This window comes from Mycobacterium cookii (assembly GCF_010727945.1).
GTDB lineage: Bacteria > Actinomycetota > Actinomycetes > Mycobacteriales > Mycobacteriaceae > Mycobacterium > Mycobacterium cookii.
Genome location: NZ_AP022569.1, coordinates 304,653 through 323,555, shown reverse-complemented (window position 1 = coordinate 323,555; position 18,903 = coordinate 304,653). Strand labels below are relative to the sequence as shown.

Sequence of the window (18,903 nt, the reverse complement as noted above, 5' to 3'; positions counted from 1 at the left end):
CCTAGCCCGGTTTGATCCAGCGCCACTGCATCGACTCCCACGAACCCGCAGCGGGCAAGGTGTCACTGACCGCGGACACCACCCCGGGCCACCAATCGGCCTGATAGTCATCGCCGGACAGCCAGCCGCCCGGCATCACCTTGGGCGCCCACGCTTTGATATCGGCGACGACGCTGTCGTAGTCGTGGCGCGCATCGATGTGCACCCATGCCAGGGATCCGTCGGCGAAGAAGTCGGCGGCCGCCACCGAGTCGCTGATCACCAGCTGGATGGCCTCGGTTAGGCCGCAGTCGATGATGTTGCGATGTAACAAGCCTGCGAACGTTCCACCGCCGTGGTCGACGGCCGGCCCGTGGGCGTCGGTGTTGCCGGGGCCCTCCGGCCCGCTGCCCCGCGCGGTGTCGACGCCGACGATCCTGATGTCACGGCCGGCCGTGCGCAGCACTTCGCCCAACGAACAGATGCTGCGCCCCAGATAGCAACCGACCTCGACGAAGCGGCTGCCGTCGGGAAAATGCGCGGCGGCCTCCTCCTGGTGACGACGCCACTGAAACCAGCCCGGAATATCGCGCCAGGTGTGCACCGGACCGTCGAAATTCATGGTCAGGCTTTTCACCTCAACGCCCGACTTCAAACGCTGCGTTACCTTGGAGACGGTGACGGCGAAAAGCACACTGAAGGCGGCACGGGACGCCCTGGGCAGCAGCCTGTTCGAGATGGTCGCCGGGCCTGATGGTCCGAAAGCGCGTGAACGCATCCACCACACCCCGGGACCGCGGTGGTTCGCCGAGGACCGTCCGATCCGTCGAGTCCACGCCGACGCCTCGATGTTCGTCGGCGGATTGCGGGCGTTGCTGTTGCAGTCGCTGCATCCGCTGGCGATGGCCGGCGTTGCTGAGCACTCCAACTATCGCGACGACCCGTGGGGTCGGCTGCAGCGAACCAGCACCTTCCTGGCCGAGACCACGTTCGGGTCCGCGGTGGATGCGCAGCGCGCCGTCGATCGCGTCCGCGGAATTCATCGGCGGGTGCACGGGGTCGCCGCCGACGGACGGTCCTATACCGCCACCGACCCGCACCTGTTGGAGTGGGTGCACATCGCCGAAGCCGACAGCTTTCTGAAGGCCCATCAGCTTTATGGCGCCGCCCCGCTGGACCAGGCCGGTCGCGACGGCTACGTCGCGGACATGGCGGAGATCGCTGCCAGGCTCGGCGTGGTCGACCCGCCACGCACCGAAGAAGAGCTGGCCCAGCGACTTGATGCGTTTCGGCCGGAGTTGCGCAGCACGGCGGCAGCTCGCGACGCCGCCCGATTCCTGTTGCTGACGCCGCCGCTGCCATTGGCGGCCCGGGCGCCCTACGGCGCGCTGACGGCGACCGCAGTGGCGATGCTGCCGTTGTGGGCGCGCATACCGCTGTTGCTGCCGTACTTCCCGCCGGTCGAGCTGACTGTGGTGCGCGGAGTGGGACGCGTCCTGGTCGGCGGCATCAGGTGGGCGTTGCCCGCACCCGAAAGCCCCGTCAGCGCCGGCCGTTGACGATGTCGACGAACAGCCGGTGGATTCGACGGTCGCCGGTGATCTCCGGATGAAATGCCGTGGCCAGCACCGGCCCCTGCCGCACCGCGACGGGGTGGCCGACGGCCGTTGCGAGCACCTGCACACCGTCGCCGACCCGCTCGACCCACGGCGCCCGGATGAAGATGCCGTGCACCGGATCGTCGAACCCGGAAAACGCGACGTCACCTTCAAACGAGTCGACCTGTCGGCCAAAAGCATTGCGCCGCACCGTGATATCGATACCGGCCAGCGGCAGGGCTTCACGGCCGCGGGTGCCGGCGTCGAGAATCTCGCTGGCCAACAAGATCATCCCAGCGCAGGCGCCGTAGGCGGGTAGTCCGCCGGCCAGCCGAGCGCGCAGCGGCTCGAGCAGACCGACCTCGCGCAGCAGATGGCTGATCGTGGTGGACTCGCCACCGGGAAGTACCAGCCCGTCAACGGCGTCCAACTCGGCAGGGCGGCGCACCGGCATCGACTCGGCTCCACAATCGCGCAGCGCCGCCAGGTGTTCGCGGGTGTCGCCCTGCAGCGCCAGCACACCGATGCGCACGGCGCTCACTGGTGCTCGCTCGGGAAGCGAGTCAGCCCCTCCTGCATGACGGCGGCGACCATTTCGCCGTACTGGTTGAAGATCTTGCCCTGGCACAGCGCGCGGCCGCCGCAGGCCGACGGCGAGGACTGGTCGTAGAGCAGCCACTCGTCGGCGCGAAACGCCCGCATGAACCACATCGCGTGGTCAAGCGAGGCGACCTGGAGGTGCTCCCGCTCGTCAAGATGGGTCACCTGCGCCGACCCCAACAGGGTGAGATCGCTCATGTACGCCAGCGCGCAGATGTGCAGCACCGGGTCGTCAGGCAGCGGATCGCGGTGCCGGAACCACACCTGCTGCTGGGCCGCCTTGCCGGGCAGGGTGTGCAGTTGGTCGCGCGGCACGATCCGGATGTCCCACTCGCCGAACTGCTTGAACCCCTCGTCGTCGAACACCTTCATCGACTTCAGCCCGGGCAGGCCGTCCGGCGGCGGCGCAAACGGCATCACATCCTGATGGTGGATGCCCTCCTGATCGGTCTGAAACGACGCCGACATGGAGAAGATCGTCTGGCCGTGCTGGATCGCGTTGACCCGGCGGGTGCAGAACGAACCGCCGTCACGCAGCCGCTCGACGATGAAAATCGTTGGCGCTGAGGAGTCTCCGGGCCGGATGAAGTAGCCGTGCAGCGAGTGCACCAAGAAGTGTGGATCGACGGTGCGTACTGCCGACACCAGCGACTGGCCGGCAACCTGGCCACCGAAGGTGCGCTGAAAGTTGCCCGATTCCGGGCCGAACACGCTGCCGCGGTAGATGTTGATCTCGAGCTGCTCGAGATCGAGGATCTTTTCGATCGACACGGAATGTTCTTACCAGCCGCGTTCGGCCAGCCGATGCGGTGCCGCAAGCTCCTCCACGTTGATGCCGACCATCGGCTCACCGAGCCCGCGAGACACCCGAGCCAACACGTCGGGGTCGTCGTAGAAGGTGGTGGCCTTGACGATCGCCGCCGCGCGCTGCGCCGGGTCGCCGGACTTGAAGATTCCCGAGCCGACGAACACGCCCTCGGCACCCAGCTGCATCATCATCGCCGCGTCGGCCGGGGTGGCGATGCCGCCCGCGGTGAACAGCGTGACCGGCAGCTTTCCCGCCCTGGCGACTTCGACGACCAGCTCGTAGGGTGCCGCGAGTTCCTTTGCCGCGACGTACAATTCGTCGTCCGACAGCGAACCCAGCCGACGGATCTCTCCCCCGATGGCGCGCATGTGGGTGGTGGCGTTGGACACGTCGCCGGTGCCGGCCTCGCCCTTGGAGCGGATCATCGCCGCGCCCTCGTTGATCCGCCGCAGCGCCTCACCGAGATTCGTCGCACCGCAGACGAACGGCACGGTGAACTTCCACTTGTCGATGTGATGGGTGTAGTCGGCGGGTGTCAGCACCTCGGACTCGTCGACGTAGTCGACCCCGAGGCTCTGCAGGATCTGCGCCTCGACGAAGTGCCCGATCCGGGCCTTGGCCATCACCGGGATGGTGACCGCGGAGATGATGCCCTCGATCATGTCGGGGTCGCTCATGCGCGACACCCCGCCCTGAGCGCGAATGTCGGCAGGCACCCGCTCGAGCGCCATCACCGCGACGGCGCCGGCGCCCTCGGCGATGCGGGCCTGCTCCGGCGTGACGACGTCCATGATCACGCCGCCCTTGAGCATTTCGGCCATGCCGCGCTTGACCCGCGCGGTTCCGGTCCGCCCGGTGCCGTTGTGCGCCGCGCTATCCACTGCTCATCTCCTTCAACTGGTGTCCACCGATTCTAGTGGTGGTTACCAAACGGTATTTCCCGCCACCTGCTCTGTCTCAGCGGATGGACTGCAGTTGCCGGGGCTGATCCGGCGACCCGGCCGACAAAACCGCCTCGGTGAGCAGTTCGGAGAGCTGAAGCGGATACACCGTCTCGCCGGCGGCGGCGAGGTCGGCGATGTCAGCAGGGTCACACCAGCGGTGGCCGTGGATATAGCGGCTCTCCAGCTCGGTGCGTCCGGTAATGGACGGCTCGAATCGCCGGGTGCGGTGGACGAAGAAGAACTCCTCGCTGTCGATCGCCGCGCCGTTGAAGTCGAACACCGCATCGCGCCGCCAGATTGGTCCGATCATCTCGGCGGCGTCGACCTGCAGGCCGGTCTCCTCGGCCAGCTCACGCGCGGCGGCTTGGGCCAGCGACTCCCCGTCACCGACCTGCCCGCCCACGGTGAACCACCACCGGGGCTTCCCCGCGGCGGCGTCGTCGTCGGACGTCGCCGGATCCGATCCGCACAACAGCAACACCGCGCCGGTTTCGTCGAGCAGTACCACCCGCGCCGACGTGCGACGGGCGGCTCCGCGGTGATCGGCGTGCCGTTGTGCCTGCGACCGCTCAGCGATCTCGAAATAGCTTGGCAATGCGGCTGTTCCGGCCAGCCTGAACAGCCGGACGAGGCGTCGGTCACGCAGCGCGAGCGTGTCGCGGACAGCGTCGTTGTGGAAGCGGCGGGCCAGCAGCACCCGGGTCTCGGCGTCGGCGAGCTCGGCGATCAGGCCCGCGGGCACCGACCCCGGATCGACCATCGACAGCGCGGCCGACAGCTTGTTCTCGCACGCTTCGCGGGTTCGCCGCGGCGCGCGCTCAGCCGCGTCGGCCAGTCCCACCAACTCGGCGTCAGCGCCGCCGCCGAAGGCGTTCGTCGCGACCGCGCGGGCCACCACCGCCCGTCGCGCCAGCGCGCCATCCAGGGCCTGCCAGGACAGGTCGTAACGCACGTGCAGCCGGTCGAGCCGATTGGCGGTGCGGAATCCCCACACCGCGAACCCGAGGACGACCAGCAGCAACGCAACCAGCCCGAGGACGAGGATGAGCGTCAACTGGCCACCTCGACCTTGCTGCCGGCCACGGCGACCGTCTCGTAGACGCGCATGATCTGGTTGGCCACCACCGACCAGTCGTAGCGGCGCACCGCCTCGGAGCCGGCCGCGGCGTAGCGCTTGGCGAGCGCGTCGTTCTCCAGCACCGCGATCAGCCCGGCGGCCAGCGCGGCGCTGTCGTCGACGGCCACCAGTCGTCCGGCCTCTCCGTCCCGCAGCACCTGCCGGAACGCATGCAGATCGCTGGCCACCACAGGAGTGCCGGCTGCCATCGCCTCGACGAGCACGATGCCGAAGCTTTCCCCGCCGGTGTGCGGCGCGCAGTAGACATCAGCACTGCGCAGCGCCGACGCCTTGGCGGCGTCGTCGACCAGACCCAGGAAACGCAGGTGCCCGGCCAACCTGCCGACCTTGGTCCGCAACTCGTCTTCGCTGCCGCGACCGACGATCAGCACCTGCAGCCCGGGGAAACGCTCGACGAGCACCGGCAGCGCGTCGGCGAGCACGGCCATGCCTTTGCGCGGTTCGTCGTAGCGGCCGAGAAAGAGCACGGTCTTGCCTGGGCGTGGATAGCCCGGCATCAGCGGCGCCGATTCGAAAGACGCCACGTCGACACCGTTGGGAATCTCCACCGCGTCGGAGCCCAGCGCTTCCATCTGCCAGCGTCGGGCCAAGTCGGACACGGCGATGCGGCCGACGATCTTCTCCTGCATGGGCCGCAGTAGGCCCTGAACCACCGAGAGCGTCAGCGATTTGGTGGTCGAGGTGTGAAAGGTGGCCACGATGGGACCCTCGGCGATCCGCAGCGCCCACATCGACACGCTCGGTGCGTTGGGTTCGTGCAGATGCAGCACGTCGAAGTCGCCCTCGGCCAGCCAGCGCCTGACCTTGCCGTGCACGCTCGGGCTGATCTGCAAGCGGGCGACCGAGCCGTTGTAGGGAATCGGCACTGCCCGGCCGGCCGAGACGACGAACTCGGGCAATTTGACATGCGGCGACGACGGCGCCAGCACGCTGACCTCGTTGCCGCGTTCGCGCATTGCCTCGGCGAGTTGTAGCACGTGCGACTGCACGCCGCCGGGTACGTCGAAGGAGTACGGACACACCATCCCGATTCGCATCAGGTCTCCGCCAGTCGCGCGCGTCGCTCCTGCGACAGATCGGCGAGCCACTGCGGCTGGAGCATGTGCCAGTCGGCGGGGTGCTCGGCGATGTTGCGCGCGAACACATCGGCCAGCGCCTGGGTGACGGCACCGACGTCGCCGCTGCTGCAGTCCAGCGGCGGGTAGAACTTGATTCGGCAGTCGTCGCCGTCGTACCAGCAATGCACGGGCACTAGTGCCGCCCCGGTAGTGATCGCCAGCTTCGCCGGACCGGCGGGCATCCTGGTCGGTTCGCCGAAGAAGTCGACCTGTACTCCGGTGCGGCTCAGGTCGCGCTCGGCCATCAGACACACGAGCTTGTTGTCCCGGAGCCGCTGGCCGAGCAATGGAAACGGCGGTTGCTCGCCGCCGGACAGCGGAATCACCTCGAATCCGAGGCTTTCCCGGTATTCGATGAACCGCCGGTACAGCGACTCGGGCTTGAGCCGTTCGGCGACGGTGGTGAATCTGCCGTACGCCTGGACGAACCACACTCCGGCCATGTCCCAATTCCCGCTGTGCGGCAGCGCCATCACCGCGCCGCGGCCGTCTGCCAGCGCCGCGTCGACATGCTCTCGACCTTCGACGAGTTTGGCGAGGCGCTCGCCGAGCCGGCGATGATCCATCGACGGCAGCCGGAACGCCTCCCGCCAGTAGCGGGCGTAGGACTCCAGCGACGCGCGCATCAGACTGCCCGGGACCTCTTTCGGCGCAACGCCGATGACGCGCGCAAGGTTCTTGCGCAGTTGGTCCGGTCCGCCGTTGCGCGACGCATAGAGCGCACCGGCGTCAAAGACGTTGCGCGCGGCGAATTCCGGCATCGCCCGCACCAGTCGCCACCCGGTGGCGTAGCCCCAGTCGGTCATCCGGCCGCCCAGCGAAAGATCACCGACCCCAGGCAGTTTCAGACCGGCCGGCACGATCACGGCTGGCTATCTCCCGGCGAGGCCGGCTTACCGTGCGGCGGCGTTCCTTCCAGGGGGTTGGCCGCGTCCGGTGAATGCCGCACGGTGCGCAGCCGCTGAGCGCAGGTGATGGTGCTGGCCACGGCGAGTAACCACATCGCGCCGGGCAGCGCCAACGGCAACGGATAGAACGGCAGGTCCGACAGCCCCGCCCCGACGAGCACGATGATCAATCGCTCTGGACGCTCGATGAATCCACCGTCGCCGCGCAGTCCGCTGGCTTCGGCGCGTGCCTTGATGTAGGAGATGACCTGTGAGGTGACCAGGCAGATCAGCGTCGCCACCACCAGCGGCCGGCTGCCCAGGCCGAACGCCGCCCACCATGCCAGCCCGCAGAACACCGCGCCGTCACTGACGCGGTCGCAGGTGGCATCGAGCACGGCGCCAAATCGGGTGCCGCCGCCGCTTTCTCGCGCCATCGCCCCGTCGATGAGGTCGAACATCACGAAGAACCAGATCACCAACGTGCCGGCGAACAGTCGGCCGGTCGGAAACAGCGTCAGGGCGCCCAGCACCGCGGCGGCGGTGGCGATGATGGTGACCCCGTCGGCGGTGAAGCCCGCGTGCAGGAATGCCCGCGCCACCGGTCCGGTGACTCGGGCGACGCCCTCGCGGGACAACAGCTTGCTCATGACTGCCGAGCCCACTCGGTGGCCAGCAGGCGACGGGTGTCGCGCAGCAACTGCGGAATGACCTTGGAATCGCCGATGATCGTGATGAAGTTCGCGTCGCCACCCCACCGCGGCACGACATGTACGTGCAGATGCTCGGCCAGCGAGCCACCCGCCGAGTGGCCGAGGTTGACGCCGACGTTGAAGCCGTGCGGGCGTGACACGCTCTTGATGACCCGAATTGCCTTCTGGATGAACGCCATCAGCTCGCTGCTCTCCGCCTCGGTCAGATCCTCGAGTTCGGAGAGCCGGCGGTAGGGCACCACCATCAGATGGCCCGGGTTGTACGGGTAGAGGTTGAGCACGGCGTAGACGAGTTCGCCGCGGGCCACGACCAGCCCGTCTTCATCGGACAGTTGCGGGATGTCGGTGAAGGGCTGGTCTTTGTCGGTGGTGTCCTGCTTCAGCGGCCCTTCGGCGAGGTAGCTCATCCGGTACGGCGTCCACAACCGCTGCAGGTGATCGGCTTCGCCCACTCCTCTGTCTACGATCGACTCGTCGACGATCGACTCGTCGTCAGCCACGGGTGGTCACCTTGATCAAATCGGCAGTGGGCACAGCGTTTTCGCGATCGGCGACCCACTGCGCGATCGCGGCGACCGCCTCGTCGCGCGGAACTCCGTTGATCTGGGTGCGATCACCGAACCGGAAACTCACCGCGCCGGCCTCGACGTCGCGGTCGCCGGCCAGCAGCATGAACGGCACCTTCTGATTGGTGTGGTGCACGATCTTCTTCGCCATCCGGTCGTCACTGCCGTCGACTTCGGATCGTATACCGTGCGACTTGAGCTGCGCGGCAACATCTTCCAGATATCCGATATGTTCGTCGGCGACCGGGATGCCGACCACCTGAACCGGGGCCAGCCAGGCCGGGAATGCCCCGGCGTAGTGCTCGGTGAGAATACCGAAGAACCGCTCGATCGAGCCGAACAGCGCACGGTGAATCAGCACCGGCCGTTGCCGCGAGCCGTCGCCGGCGGTGTATTCCAGCTCGAATCGATCGGGCATGTTGAAATCGACTTGCAACGTAGACATCTGCCAACTGCGGCCCAGCGCATCCTTGACCTGCACCGAGATCTTCGGTCCGTAGAAGGCCGCGCCGCCCGGGTCGGGCACCAGTTGCAAGCCGGAAGCCTCGCCGACTTCTTGCAAGATCTGGGTGGCCTCTTCCCACACCTCGTCGGAGCCGACGTATTTCTCCGGGTCCTTGGTGGACAGCTCCAGGTAGTAGTCGTCGAGGCCGTAGTCGGCCAACAGGTCGAGCACGAACCGCAACACCGAGGTCAACTCGTCGCGCATCTGCTCTCGCGTGCAGTAGATGTGCGCGTCGTCCTGGGTCATGCCGCGCACCCGGGTCAGACCGTGGATCACGCCGGATTTCTCATAGCGATAGACGCTGCCAAATTCGAAGAGCCGCAACGGAAGCTCGCGATACGACCGTCCCCGCGACCGATAGATCAAATGATGCATGGGACAGTTCATCGGCTTGAGGTAGTAGTTCTGGCCGGGTTTGCGCACCGTGCCGTCTTCGTTGAATTCGGCATCGAGATGCATCGGCGGGTACATGCCGTCGGCGTACCACTCCAGGTGGCCGGACGTGACGTACAGCTGTTCTTTGGTGATGTGCGGGGTGTTGACGAACTCGTAGCCCGCCCGCTCGTGTGCGCGCCGCGAGTACTCCTCGAGCTCACGACGGATGATGCCGCCCTTGGGATGGAAAACCGCCAGCCCCGAACCGATCTCGTCGGGGAAGCTGAACAGGTCCAGCTCGACGCCCAGCTTGCGGTGGTCACGACGCTGAGCTTCGGCGATCAGCTCGAGGTGCTTGTCGAGAGCTTCCTGCGTTTCCCATGCGGTGCCGTAGATGCGTTGCAGGCTCGCGTTGTTCTGGTCTCCCCGCCAATAAGCCGCCGAGCTGCGGGTCAACTTGAACGCTGGGATGTGCTTGGTGGTCGGGATGTGCGGCCCGCGGCACAGGTCCCCCCAAACACGTTCGCGGGTGCGGGGATTGAGGTTGTCGTAGGCGGTGAGTTCGTCACCGCCGACCTCCATGATGTCGGCGTCCCCGGATTTGTCGTCGACGAGTTCGAGTTTGTAAGGCTCACTGGCTAACTCGGTACGGGCCTGGTCTTTGGACGCATAGACCCGCCGGTCGAAAAGCTGACCGTCCTTGACGATCTGGCGCATCCGCTTTTCCAGCTTGTCCAAGTCTTCCGGCGTGAACGGCTCCGCCACGTCGAAGTCGTAGTAGAAGCCGTCGGTGATCGGCGGGCCGATGCCGAGCTTGGCGTCCGGGAAGAGGTCCTGCACCGCCTGAGCCAGCACGTGGGCGGCCGAGTGCCGGATGACGCTGCGCCCGTCGTCGGTGTCGGCCGCCACCGGGGTGACGTCGGTGTCCGTGTCGGGAATCCAACTGAGGTCACGCAGTTTCCCGTCGGCGTCGCGGATCACCACGATCGCGTCAGGGGCGCCGCGGCCCGGCAGTCCGGCTTCGCGGATCGCGGCCGCCGCCGTCGTCCCGGCCGGCACCCGGATAGGTGCTGCTGGGGCGGGGTGTGCGGGGGCGGTCATCGACGCGGTCTCCATGCTTTTCGGATGTCAAACAGACCCGACCATGCTATCGGGGCGGGTATGACGCAAGCTTGCAGCCTTAGGGCTGGCCCGGTTTGAGGAGAACGAACAGCGCCTCGGCGTCGGTCAGCACGCTATCCCCGTCGCTCAAGCGGCCGGAGACGAAGATCTTGCGGCCGTCGACCCGGTCCACGGCGGCGTCGATCTGCAGCTTCTTCTCGATCGGCACGATCTGGCGATAGTTGACGTGAAGGTAGGCGGTGCGTTGTCGGGGACCGCCGGTGAGCACCGACGACGTCAGACCCAACACGGTGTCGAACAACATGCCGATCGACCCGCCGTGCACGGCGCCGTTGCGGCCCAGGTGAAAACGCGCGAACCGGGCCCAGCCCTCGATACGACCGTCGTCGGTCTTGCGGGCAGACATCGGGACAGTCAAGATGTTGCCCCGCACCGGCAGATCCATCCGGCGGCCCGACGGAGACGACCATTCGTCGCTGTCGAACGGCGTCAAGAGTGTCGAGACCTTGTCCAGCAGATCGGCGGCCTCGGTGATCACCTCGTCCGGCGCGTCGACGGCGCGGGCGTGGTCCTGCAATCGGCGGACACCGTCGATGAACCGTCCGTAGTCCGGTCCGCCCTTGACCGTCGGTTCGGGCGGGTTGAATCCGCCGCCGGGATGCCGGATGTCTTCGCTTGCCACCAGGACACCGTATGCCCGGGGCACGTCGGCCTAGTTCTGCTGTTGCTCGCCGAGCGCGCTCAGCTTGTCGAACTCGTCGTCGCTGAGCTCGATCTCGGCGGCGGCCACGTTCTCCTCCAGGTGGGCCACACTCGAGGTCCCCGGAATCGGCAGGACGACCGGTGAACGTTTGAGCAGCCACGCCAGCGCCAGCTGTGAGGGCGTCGCGTGGCCGTGCTCGGCGCCGAGCTTGGCCAGCGGGCCGTCAGGAGCCGCGAGCGGACCTGCAGCCAGCGGGAACCAGGGGATGAAACCGATGCCCTGCTCGGTCACGTCGTCCAAGAGCTTTTCCGCGCTGCGGTTGGTCAGGTTGTACAGGTTTTGCACCGACACGATCTGGGTGATCTTTTGTGCCGCGTGCAGCTGGTCGACGTTGACTTCGGACAGACCGATGTGGCGGATCTTGCCTTCCTGCTGCAGCTTCACCAGCTCGCCGATCTGGTCTTCCAGCGGGAATTTGTCGTCGATGCGGTGCAGCTGAAACAGGTCGATGGTGTCGACGCCGAGCCGCCGCAGGCTGAGCTCGGCTTCCTGGCGCAGGTAAGCGGGAAATCCCAGCGGAATCCACACGTCGGGCCCGGTGCGCAGCAGTCCCGCCTTGGTCGCGATGACCAGCCCGTCGTAGGGGTGCAGCGCCTCCCGAATGATCTCCTCGGCGTAATAGGGACCGTAGGAATTGGCGGTATCGATGAAGTTGACGCCGAGGTCGACCGCGCGCCGCAACACCCGAACGGCTTCGTCGCGGTCGGCGGGCGGGCCCCACACACCCTTGCCGGTCAGGCGCATCGCGCCGTAGCCGAGTCGGTTGATTGTGAGATCGCCCCCGAGAGTGAAGGTTCCGGACGCGTGAGCGGGAGCTTGGGTAGTCACAACGCCGACCGTACGCCGGCCCGCGAGAGCCGGCCACATTCGCGTGGCAAGCTGAAACGGTGGATTTGCAAACGATCGCCCTGCTCCCACTGACCTATCCGGAGGTGGGCGCGACAGCAGGCCCGATGCCTCCGGGATACAAGCACATGGGCTACTCGGCACACATCGGTATGGGGCAGCTTCGTTTCGACGAGGCCGCCGACTCGGTGATGCACTGGGGCATGCAGCGCGGCGCCGGACTCGGCGTACAGGCCACCAGCGACGTGGTCACCGTCGGCACGGTTGTCGTGGTGAAGGTCGGCTTCATCAAGGCCCCGTGCCGGGTCGTCTACGTGATCGACGAGCCGCACATGCGGGGATTCGCGTACGGCACGCTGTCCGGCCATCCCGAGTCCGGTGAGGAGCGGTTCGTGGTGCGCCACGACCCGGTCACCTCCGCCGTGTACGCCGAGGTGACCGCGTTCTCTCGGCCCGCGACCTGGTGGAGCAAAGCCGGCGGACCGTTCACCGTGCTGCTCCAGCGGGTGATGGGCAAACGCTACCTGCGGGCTGTCTGACCCCAGCCGGCGAGCAACTCGTGCGCTCCGGTGCAGAGCCGGTCAATGACTTCGCCCACCGGCGCGACGCCGGTCACGCTCCCGACGCCCTGACCCGCGTCGACCGGTGCGGTTCGCCTGTCGTCCGCGGCGTCCGCGGCGTTCAGCTCCGCCTCGGCATCGGCATCGTCGGCCAGCTCGTCTTCATGTCCGCTCCACCGTGCGACGAAGTCATTGCGTAACACGCGCGACGGGAATCGCTCGGCCCACGGTCGACGACGAACGATGTCGAACACCCGGGTGCTGACGGTGTCGGACTCTCGTGCGGCGACCAACGCGCGGCGACCGGCGTCGGTCGTCAACGCCTCCACCGAAGCCGACAAGACCGTGCCGAGCCATGCGCCGCTCGCGCCGGCGGCCAGCACCGCCGCGAGGCTGCGCGGCGAGGCGATACCGCCCGCCGCCAGGACCGGCACCGACACCGCGTCCAGCACCGCGGCCAGCAGCGGCAGGGTACCTATTGTCGCCTCCCCGTGCCCGCCACCTTCGCTGCCGCGGGCAATCAGCAGGTCGACTCCGGCGTCTTGCGCGCGGCGCGCCTCGTCACTGCTGTAAACCTGTGTGGCGGCGGCGATTCCGGCGTCGTGCACGCGGCTCACCCACGACAGGTCGGTACCGAAGCTGACCGAGATCAGCACCGGCCGCGCGGCCAGCGCAGCATCGAACAAGCCGTGCTCCTGCCGGATCACCCAGTCCACCAGGCCGATGCCGAACGTCCCACTGACATAAGGCAATTCAGTGTGCAGCGAGGACGTCGACCCGGCGCTGCCCATGCCCACCATGCCCAGACCACCAGCGGCCGTCACCGCCGCAGCCAACCTTCCGCCCGCGACACCGCCCATCGGGGCGTTGACGACGGGCACCGTCAGGCCCATCGCCCGCGACCATGGGGTCGACAACATCGGGCTAAACCGAAGGGAGGCTTTTGAAGACGGTCAGCAAGACCACCGAATCATCGACTGCTTGCAGGGAGTGCCGTTGCGGAGGGATGACCACGTAGTCGCCGGTCTTGCCATCCCACCCGGCGTCGCCGGCGGTGAGGTGCACATGTCCTTGCAAGACCTGCAACGACGCCTGTCCGGGACTGTCGTGTTCGGAAAGTTCGTGCCCGGCAAGCAACGCCACCACGGTCTGCCGCAGTTCGTGGGTGTGCCCGCCATGCAGGGTGTGCGAGGCGCGGCCACTGTGCGCCGCCCGCGCCGCCTTGAGTTGTTCTTCGGCCAGGCTGGTCAGCGAAACGGATTCCATGATTAGTCCTTTGGTCGGCCCGGAACTCTGTGGAAGTTCCTCAAGTGGATAGTAGAAGGATTCCGGCTGCGGCCAAGGCCAGCACCTTGATCGCCTCGAGTCCGATGTAGACGTAATGGCCCCGCGAGCGTGGTGCATCCAGGCCGGCGAGCACTTGATCCGAACGGCGAGTCAGCCTGGGCCGCACTGCACCGATCTGCAGGGCCAACATCGCGAACGCGACTGCCAGCGCCGCTGCCACGACGGCCGGCGGCGGGCGGGCGATGGTGGCCAGCAGGATGACGACGGCTAGAACGACCTCAACGGCGTTGAGTGCGCGAAAGACCAGACGTCCGATGCCCAGACCGATCTGCAGTGTGACATTGGGGGCGCGGAACTTCAGCGGTGCTTCCAGAAACGATATGGCCAACACCATGCCGAGCCACACGAACACGACCGCGATCGCCACGGCCCGAGCGGGGCTCATCTCAGCGACCCTTCAGGGCGAATCATGCTGTCCGTCAATCTCGTCGAGTGTTCGCTGCACCACGCGGAACGCGGAATTAGCGTCCGGTACGCCGCAGTACACCGCCGCCTGCAGCAGGACTTCTTTGATCTCATCGCGCGTCAGGCCGTTGCGCAGCGCACCGCGAATGTGCAATGCGAGTTCCTCGTGGTGGCCGCGCGCGGTCAGCGCGGTCAGTGTGATCATCGAGCGGCTGCGGCGGTCCAGCCCGGGACGCGTCCACACTGTGCCCCAAGCGAATTCGGTGAGGATCTGCTGGAAGTCTCTGGTGAAGTCGGTGGTCTTGGCGTTCACCTGCTCGACATAGCTGTCGCCGAGCACGTCGCGGCGCACGGCCATGCCCTCGTCGTAACGGCCAGTGGTCATGTGGCTCCCGATCTGCCCTGGTGGTCAGCCGCGACGCGGACCGAGGCGCCGCCCGCCTGCTGTGCCGTCGTTGGCATGACAAAAAGCTACCCCCGGCCGTCACGACTGGTCGCCGCAGCCGCCTGCGAACGGCTCGGGCATCCTTGTGCCATGACGGTGGATGCCCTGTTGCAGTCGGTCCCCCCGCTCGCTGTCTACGGGATGGTCGCTGCCGTCGTGGGCGTGGAGAGCCTGGGCATCCCGCTACCTGGTGAGATCGTCCTCGTCAGTGCCGCGTTGCTGTCGTCGCGCCACGAGTTGGCCGTCCACCCGATCGGTGTCGGTGCGGCCGCGGTGATCGGGGCGGTGATCGGCGACTCGATCGGCTACGCCATCGGCCGCCGCCTGGGCCTGCCGCTGTTCGAAAAGCTCGGCCGGCGTTTCCCGAATCATTTCGGTCCGGCCCACGTCGCGTTCGCCGAGCGGCTCTTCGATCGCTGGGGCGCGCGTGCGGTGTTCTTCGGCCGGTTCATCGCACTGCTGCGGATCTTCGCAGGGCCGCTGGCCGGAGCGTTGAAGATGCGCTACGCAAGGTTCTTGCTCGCGAACGTCTCAGGCGCGCTGTGCTGGGCTGGCGGCACGACGGCGCTGGTGTACTACGCGGGACTGGCCGCCGAACGCTGGCTGACCCGCTTCTCCTGGATTGCGTTGGTAATCGCCGTGATCGGCGGGGTGACCGCCGCAGTCTTGCTGCGCGAGCGGACATCTCGTGCGATCGCCGAGCTCGACGCCGAGCACGCCGACGAATCCGGTCACACCGCCGCATAAACACCACTGGTTACATCCAACAACTCTGGTGTTAGAAACCCGTCGAATAGCGCTGACCAGACGGTGTTTTAGCAAAATATTCCCCCTAGTTTGCAATTTCAGACAAAAAAGTAGCCCGGACGATAATTTCCGTGCCGCGACGTTTGCTGATACGGCCGAGTGCAGCCGATCGCGGACGAGCGTGCTTGCCAAATAATCGTGAAAACTGTTGCGAATAAATGTTTTACAGGGATATACCGCGAGGATTTTGGCCGAGATGGCCCAGCCCGCGTCGCCGCTTGAGTTCGCTCAGTGAGGCCGCGCCCCAGCCCGTCCTCACCGTTTTCTCAGCGACTTCGCATGGACAACGCCGTTGCCTTTCTGTTATAAATATTGAACAACTAAACGAAGTCAGTCTTAAGCACAGTAGGGCGGGCATCCATATCGAGGCGCATCGCGCCTGTGGATCGAGAAACACTATGAGCACGTATGCCCTTGCAGAGCAATCTTTCAATCATGTGATGCTGAGCGGCCGGCTTATTTCCGAGCTGGCGCAGTCCCATAGCACGTTGCGGGCAACCACCGAACGTAGCGGTTCAATCGTGATTGTCAGCGCCGGCGGCGAACTTGACGCATCCAACGAGGCGACGTGGCGACGCCTGCTGAGCGAGGCCGCCGCGGCGGCCGACCGTCCCGGACCACTCGTCATCGACGTCAGCGGCTTGGACTTCATCGCCTGCTGCGCCTACGCGGCACTCGGTGAAGAAGCCGAGCGCTGCCGGGGTCGTGGCATCGAAATGCGTTTGGTGAGTAACCAACCGGCTGTCGCGCGGATCGTGGCAGCCTGCGGTCTGCGCGAACTGCTACCCATCGACGAGAGCGTTGACGCCGCCCTGTCCATGTGGACCCTGGCCGACTGACATCCGACCGCGCCTCAGCGCGGGAATCCGAAGAGTTCAACGACGCCGTGGTCGCGGCCCGCGGTATAGCCGCCGTCGACGGCGATGGCCTGCCCACTGACGAAGGATGCATCCCGCGAGACCAGGAAGGCCGCCATGGCGGCGATCTCCTCCGGTCGTCCCATCCGCTGCAGCGCATGCTCTTCGGTCACTGACGCCTTCGGGCCTTCCATTCCGGGTAAGCCGAAAACGCTTTCGGTCAGCGGTGTTTCGATGAAGCCGGGGCAGATGGCATTGGCGCGGATACCACTCGGCCCGTAGTCGAGCGCGATGTTCTTGGTCAGCATCACCACGCCGCCCTTGGCTGCGTTGTACACGCTGCCACCCGCTGTGCCTTCCAGACCTTCGATGCTGGCAAGCGTCACAATCGATCCGCGCTCGCCGTCGACGCGAGGCTGGTCGATCATTCTGGCCAGCGCCGCTTTGGCGACGAGGAAGGTGCCGGTGAGGTTGATCGCAATCACCCGCTCCCATTCGGCGCGCTCCAGCAGGTGCACCGGGCCGCCGCCGGCGACGCCCGCGGAGTGAATGACGCCGTCGACGCGGTCCGGCACTGCGGCGAACACCGCGGCGATCGCGGCCTCGTCGGTCACGTCAGCCGACACGAACCGGAAGTCGGGGCCGAGATCAGGTGGGGCGGCGAGGTCCGCGCCGACGACGCTGCCGCCTTCGGCCAGTAGACGTTCGGCGGTCGCCAGACCGATACCGGACGCGACGCCTGTGATGACGAACGTGCGGGATCGGGCGCGGTCGATGTTGACCATCAGCGGGTCCTCTCACGAGTTCGATTGCGGGACAATCACAGTCCGAACTGGTCGTCGATGAGGCCGAGCCAGATCTGCGCGACGTCCATTGCGACCTTTTCGCCGATGAACGCATGCTGGGTGCCGGTGTAAATGTCACGAAACGCTCGTTCGAGTCGGCTACCCTCGCGGATCGCGGTGGTGCCGGCCGCCAAGTGGGCCCACTCGGCGGCCGCTCTCGCCGTGTCGGTGGCGTACACCGCGGCCAGCCTCATGTCCGCTCGCAAGCGTGGCGTCAACTCCTCGCCCGACTCGACAGCGGACTCGGCCACTCCGAAGGCGTCGAGCACCAGCAGGCGGGCGGCCCGCCACGCCGCGACGTGGTGGGCAAGCCCCTTCTGGAAGGTCTGACGGCTGGCCAGCGTCGCCATGTCGCTCATCCGCACCTTGGTGGCGGCGAGTTCCTCGACGTCGTCGAGCATGCTCTTGGCGACCCCGAGCGCAAACGAAGCGTGCCCGGCGGCGGTGACAGGCATCAGACCCATCCGACCGGCCGGCGAATTCCCGCGGACAGCGTCACGGGTGAACAGCGGGATGGTTCGGCAGTCCGGCACGAAAACATCGGTGACGTTGTAGTCGTAGGAGCCAGTTCCCTTGAGGCCCTGCACATGCCACCCATCGGTGAAAATGACCTCGGCGCGGGGCAGAAACGCCACACGCATGTCCGGGATGCCCTCGCTGACCCACCGCATCTCGCCGTCGTCCATCGGGAAGAAGCCGGCTCCGATGTAGGCCGAGTGTCCGGTGCCGGAGCCGAAATTCCATGCCCCGGTCAATCGGTAGCCACCGTCGACCGCTGTCCCCTGGCCGTTGGGAAAATATTGGCCGCCGATGGTGACGTGATTGTCGTTCTTGGTGAAGACCTCGGCGAAGCCCTCATCGGGAAGATAGCTGGCCGCCGCAAACGTCGACGGCAGGTTGGCAATCCCGATCCAGCCGAAAGACCCGTCTTGCCAAGCCATTTCGATCCAGGTGTCGATCATCTCCGAAAACGACGGCTCGACGCCGCCGGCAGCTACCGGATTGAACGAGGACATCAGCCCGCTGGCCCACATCGCCTCGACGATGCGCGGTGACAGCGTCCGCAGCCGTTCAGATTCCGCGGCTTCAGCGCGGACCAGCTCGCGCATCCCCCGCGCGCGATCGATCACCCGGTCAAGTACGTCGGCCATGACGGCATCCTCTCGGTCTGCTGCCCTACATCATGGGCGATCACAACCGATTGGCGTCACGAATCTTGCGGCCAAGCCTCACTTGGTGGGAACAATCCCCTGTTGCGCGGCGGCCAGTCCTTCACTCGTGCCTTCTCTGCAGCCTTCTCCTTGGCCGCCCTCTTTTTCCTCGCCTCGAACGTGTCGTCGTCCTCGTCTTCCTCGTCGTCCTCGGGTTTGTCGTCAACTTCGAAGACGACTTCGTACCACCGCTTGTGGGGCTGCACCCGAGTCTCGACGTCGCCGGTCGGAGTTGCCCGCCTGATCTGCACGTTCTCCAGGCTCGGGTCGCGACGAGAAATGAATAATTCGAGCGCTTCGCCCAACGGATGTCCGGTGAGATTGATGTCTGCGAGCGCCCTGCCCTGGTACATAGCCACGCCGACATCTTGCACAAGAATCGCGGCGGATGCATTCTTTTCCGGCCGCGCACGGCGTCGCGCCGCAGTCCCTCACGGACCACGGCGCGACGCCAACCAGCGCAG

23 protein-coding genes are annotated in these 18,903 nt (G+C 66.5%); 4 read left to right on the top strand and 19 right to left on the bottom strand.

Annotated elements, in window-relative coordinates:
• Position 1 precedes the first annotated feature (1 nt).
• Positions 2-634, bottom strand: a complete 633-nt coding sequence (locus tag G6N27_RS01635) for a class I SAM-dependent methyltransferase (RefSeq protein WP_232064834.1) — start codon at positions 632-634, stop codon at positions 2-4.
• A gap of 82 nt (positions 635-716) precedes the next feature.
• Here G6N27_RS01635 and G6N27_RS01630 point away from each other — a divergent pair, with 82 nt between their 5' ends.
• The gene (locus G6N27_RS01630; RefSeq protein ID WP_232065210.1) at positions 717-1,538 is read left to right on the top strand and encodes an oxygenase MpaB family protein; all 822 of its coding nucleotides are present in this window, start codon (positions 717-719) and stop codon (positions 1,536-1,538) included.
• Here G6N27_RS01630 and pdxT read toward each other — a convergent pair.
• From pdxT to G6N27_RS01575, 11 genes are all read right to left on the bottom strand, one after another.
• Positions 1,522-2,118: a pyridoxal 5'-phosphate synthase glutaminase subunit PdxT gene (gene pdxT, locus G6N27_RS01625; RefSeq protein ID WP_163774707.1), complete on the bottom strand. Its 597-nt coding sequence runs from the start codon at positions 2,116-2,118 to the stop codon at positions 1,522-1,524. The genes G6N27_RS01630 and pdxT overlap by 17 nt on opposite strands.
• Complete coding sequence (gene tesB, locus G6N27_RS01620; RefSeq protein ID WP_163774705.1) at positions 2,115-2,948, bottom strand: acyl-CoA thioesterase II; 834 nt, start codon at positions 2,946-2,948, stop codon at positions 2,115-2,117. Before tesB ends, pdxT begins: the two co-directional genes overlap by 4 nt.
• Positions 2,949-2,957: 9 nt before the next feature.
• Positions 2,958-3,866 (bottom strand): pyridoxal 5'-phosphate synthase lyase subunit PdxS, encoded by a 909-nt coding sequence (gene pdxS, locus G6N27_RS01615; RefSeq protein WP_163774703.1) that lies wholly within the window; start codon positions 3,864-3,866, stop codon positions 2,958-2,960.
• 76 nt (positions 3,867-3,942) lie between these two features.
• Positions 3,943-4,983 (bottom strand): NUDIX hydrolase, encoded by a 1,041-nt coding sequence (locus G6N27_RS01610; protein ID WP_163774701.1) that lies wholly within the window; start codon positions 4,981-4,983, stop codon positions 3,943-3,945.
• Positions 4,980-6,104 carry a glycosyltransferase family 4 protein gene (locus tag G6N27_RS01605; protein ID WP_163774699.1) on the bottom strand — a complete coding sequence of 375 codons (1,125 nt, stop codon included), beginning with the start codon at positions 6,102-6,104 and terminating at the stop codon, positions 4,980-4,982. The genes G6N27_RS01610 and G6N27_RS01605 overlap by 4 nt, the downstream gene beginning before the upstream one ends.
• Positions 6,104-6,991, bottom strand: a complete 888-nt coding sequence (locus G6N27_RS01600) for a phosphatidylinositol mannoside acyltransferase (protein ID WP_163781186.1) — start codon at positions 6,989-6,991, stop codon at positions 6,104-6,106. The genes G6N27_RS01605 and G6N27_RS01600 overlap by 1 nt, the downstream gene beginning before the upstream one ends.
• 56 nt (positions 6,992-7,047) lie before the next feature.
• Positions 7,048-7,722, bottom strand: a complete 675-nt coding sequence (pgsA, locus tag G6N27_RS01595) for a phosphatidylinositol phosphate synthase (protein ID WP_163774697.1) — start codon at positions 7,720-7,722, stop codon at positions 7,048-7,050.
• Positions 7,719-8,285, bottom strand: coding sequence for an HIT family protein (locus G6N27_RS01590; RefSeq protein ID WP_163774696.1), 567 nt, complete (start codon positions 8,283-8,285; stop codon positions 7,719-7,721). The genes pgsA and G6N27_RS01590 overlap by 4 nt, the downstream gene beginning before the upstream one ends.
• Positions 8,278-10,332 carry a threonine--tRNA ligase gene (gene thrS, locus G6N27_RS01585; protein ID WP_163774694.1) on the bottom strand — a complete coding sequence of 685 codons (2,055 nt, stop codon included), beginning with the start codon at positions 10,330-10,332 and terminating at the stop codon, positions 8,278-8,280. Before thrS ends, G6N27_RS01590 begins: the two co-directional genes overlap by 8 nt.
• Positions 10,333-10,411: 79 nt before the next feature.
• Positions 10,412-11,035: a PaaI family thioesterase gene (locus G6N27_RS01580; protein ID WP_372512971.1), complete on the bottom strand. Its 624-nt coding sequence runs from the start codon at positions 11,033-11,035 to the stop codon at positions 10,412-10,414.
• 30 nt (positions 11,036-11,065) lie between these two features.
• On the bottom strand, positions 11,066-11,983 hold the full coding sequence (locus G6N27_RS01575) for an aldo/keto reductase (protein ID WP_163774692.1): 918 nt from the start codon (positions 11,981-11,983) through the stop codon (positions 11,066-11,068).
• Between the two features lie 20 nt (positions 11,984-12,003).
• On the opposite strand from G6N27_RS01575, the gene G6N27_RS01570 reads away from it, so the two are divergent.
• Positions 12,004-12,501 carry a DUF1990 domain-containing protein gene (locus tag G6N27_RS01570; protein ID WP_163774690.1) on the top strand — a complete coding sequence of 166 codons (498 nt, stop codon included), beginning with the start codon at positions 12,004-12,006 and terminating at the stop codon, positions 12,499-12,501.
• Here G6N27_RS01570 and G6N27_RS01565 read toward each other — a convergent pair.
• The 4 genes from G6N27_RS01565 to pcaC are packed head-to-tail and all read right to left on the bottom strand — an operon-like array spanning position 12,483 to position 14,659.
• Complete coding sequence (locus G6N27_RS01565) at positions 12,483-13,442, bottom strand: NAD(P)H-dependent flavin oxidoreductase (RefSeq protein WP_163774688.1); 960 nt, start codon at positions 13,440-13,442, stop codon at positions 12,483-12,485. The genes G6N27_RS01570 and G6N27_RS01565 overlap by 19 nt on opposite strands.
• A gap of 4 nt (positions 13,443-13,446) precedes the next feature.
• Positions 13,447-13,788 (bottom strand): cupin domain-containing protein, encoded by a 342-nt coding sequence (locus G6N27_RS01560; RefSeq protein WP_163774686.1) that lies wholly within the window; start codon positions 13,786-13,788, stop codon positions 13,447-13,449.
• 40 nt (positions 13,789-13,828) lie between these two features.
• Positions 13,829-14,254: a hypothetical protein gene (locus tag G6N27_RS01555; protein WP_163774684.1), complete on the bottom strand. Its 426-nt coding sequence runs from the start codon at positions 14,252-14,254 to the stop codon at positions 13,829-13,831.
• Between the two features lie 12 nt (positions 14,255-14,266).
• Positions 14,267-14,659 carry a 4-carboxymuconolactone decarboxylase gene (gene pcaC, locus G6N27_RS01550; RefSeq protein ID WP_163774682.1) on the bottom strand — a complete coding sequence of 131 codons (393 nt, stop codon included), beginning with the start codon at positions 14,657-14,659 and terminating at the stop codon, positions 14,267-14,269.
• A gap of 150 nt (positions 14,660-14,809) precedes the next feature.
• Here pcaC and G6N27_RS01545 point away from each other — a divergent pair, with 150 nt between their 5' ends.
• On the top strand, positions 14,810-15,466 hold the full coding sequence (locus G6N27_RS01545) for a DedA family protein (protein WP_163774680.1): 657 nt from the start codon (positions 14,810-14,812) through the stop codon (positions 15,464-15,466).
• Between the two features lie 500 nt (positions 15,467-15,966).
• Complete coding sequence (locus G6N27_RS01540) at positions 15,967-16,365, top strand: anti-sigma factor antagonist (RefSeq protein ID WP_163774679.1); 399 nt, start codon at positions 15,967-15,969, stop codon at positions 16,363-16,365.
• A 14-nt stretch (positions 16,366-16,379) separates the two neighbouring features.
• On the opposite strand, the gene G6N27_RS01535 is transcribed toward G6N27_RS01540, so the two are convergent.
• The 3 genes from G6N27_RS01535 to G6N27_RS01525 are packed head-to-tail and all read right to left on the bottom strand — an operon-like array spanning position 16,380 to position 18,798.
• Complete coding sequence (locus G6N27_RS01535) at positions 16,380-17,168, bottom strand: SDR family NAD(P)-dependent oxidoreductase (protein ID WP_163774678.1); 789 nt, start codon at positions 17,166-17,168, stop codon at positions 16,380-16,382.
• A gap of 35 nt (positions 17,169-17,203) precedes the next feature.
• Positions 17,204-18,379: an acyl-CoA dehydrogenase family protein gene (locus G6N27_RS01530; RefSeq protein ID WP_163774677.1), complete on the bottom strand. Its 1,176-nt coding sequence runs from the start codon at positions 18,377-18,379 to the stop codon at positions 17,204-17,206.
• A gap of 56 nt (positions 18,380-18,435) precedes the next feature.
• Positions 18,436-18,798 carry a hypothetical protein gene (locus G6N27_RS01525; protein ID WP_163774676.1) on the bottom strand — a complete coding sequence of 121 codons (363 nt, stop codon included), beginning with the start codon at positions 18,796-18,798 and terminating at the stop codon, positions 18,436-18,438.
• Positions 18,799-18,903 lie beyond the last annotated feature (105 nt).

Coding starts and splice junctions, on each gene's coding strand:
- G6N27_RS01540 (WP_163774679.1), top strand. CDS start 15,967: ATGCTGAGCGGCCGGCTTATTTCCGAGCTGGCGCAGTCCCATAGCACG.
- G6N27_RS01565 (WP_163774688.1), bottom strand. CDS start 13,442: ATGTTGTCGACCCCATGGTCGCGGGCGATGGGCCTGACGGTGCCCGTC.
- G6N27_RS01600 (WP_163781186.1), bottom strand. CDS start 6,991: ATGACCGACTGGGGCTACGCCACCGGGTGGCGACTGGTGCGGGCGATG.
- G6N27_RS01545 (WP_163774680.1), top strand. CDS start 14,810: ATGACGGTGGATGCCCTGTTGCAGTCGGTCCCCCCGCTCGCTGTCTAC.
- G6N27_RS01555 (WP_163774684.1), bottom strand. CDS start 14,254: ATGAGCCCCGCTCGGGCCGTGGCGATCGCGGTCGTGTTCGTGTGGCTC.
- G6N27_RS01535 (WP_163774678.1), bottom strand. CDS start 17,168: ATGGTCAACATCGACCGCGCCCGATCCCGCACGTTCGTCATCACAGGC.
- thrS (WP_163774694.1), bottom strand. CDS start 10,332: ATGACCGCCCCCGCACACCCCGCCCCAGCAGCACCTATCCGGGTGCCG.
- pgsA (WP_163774697.1), bottom strand. CDS start 7,722: ATGAGCAAGCTGTTGTCCCGCGAGGGCGTCGCCCGAGTCACCGGACCG.
- G6N27_RS01630 (WP_232065210.1), top strand. CDS start 717: ATGGTCGCCGGGCCTGATGGTCCGAAAGCGCGTGAACGCATCCACCAC.
- G6N27_RS01605 (WP_163774699.1), bottom strand. CDS start 6,104: ATGCGAATCGGGATGGTGTGTCCGTACTCCTTCGACGTACCCGGCGGC.
- G6N27_RS01575 (WP_163774692.1), bottom strand. CDS start 11,983: ATGTGGCCGGCTCTCGCGGGCCGGCGTACGGTCGGCGTTGTGACTACC.
- pcaC (WP_163774682.1), bottom strand. CDS start 14,659: ATGACCACTGGCCGTTACGACGAGGGCATGGCCGTGCGCCGCGACGTG.
- G6N27_RS01530 (WP_163774677.1), bottom strand. CDS start 18,379: ATGGCCGACGTACTTGACCGGGTGATCGATCGCGCGCGGGGGATGCGC.
- G6N27_RS01560 (WP_163774686.1), bottom strand. CDS start 13,788: ATGGAATCCGTTTCGCTGACCAGCCTGGCCGAAGAACAACTCAAGGCG.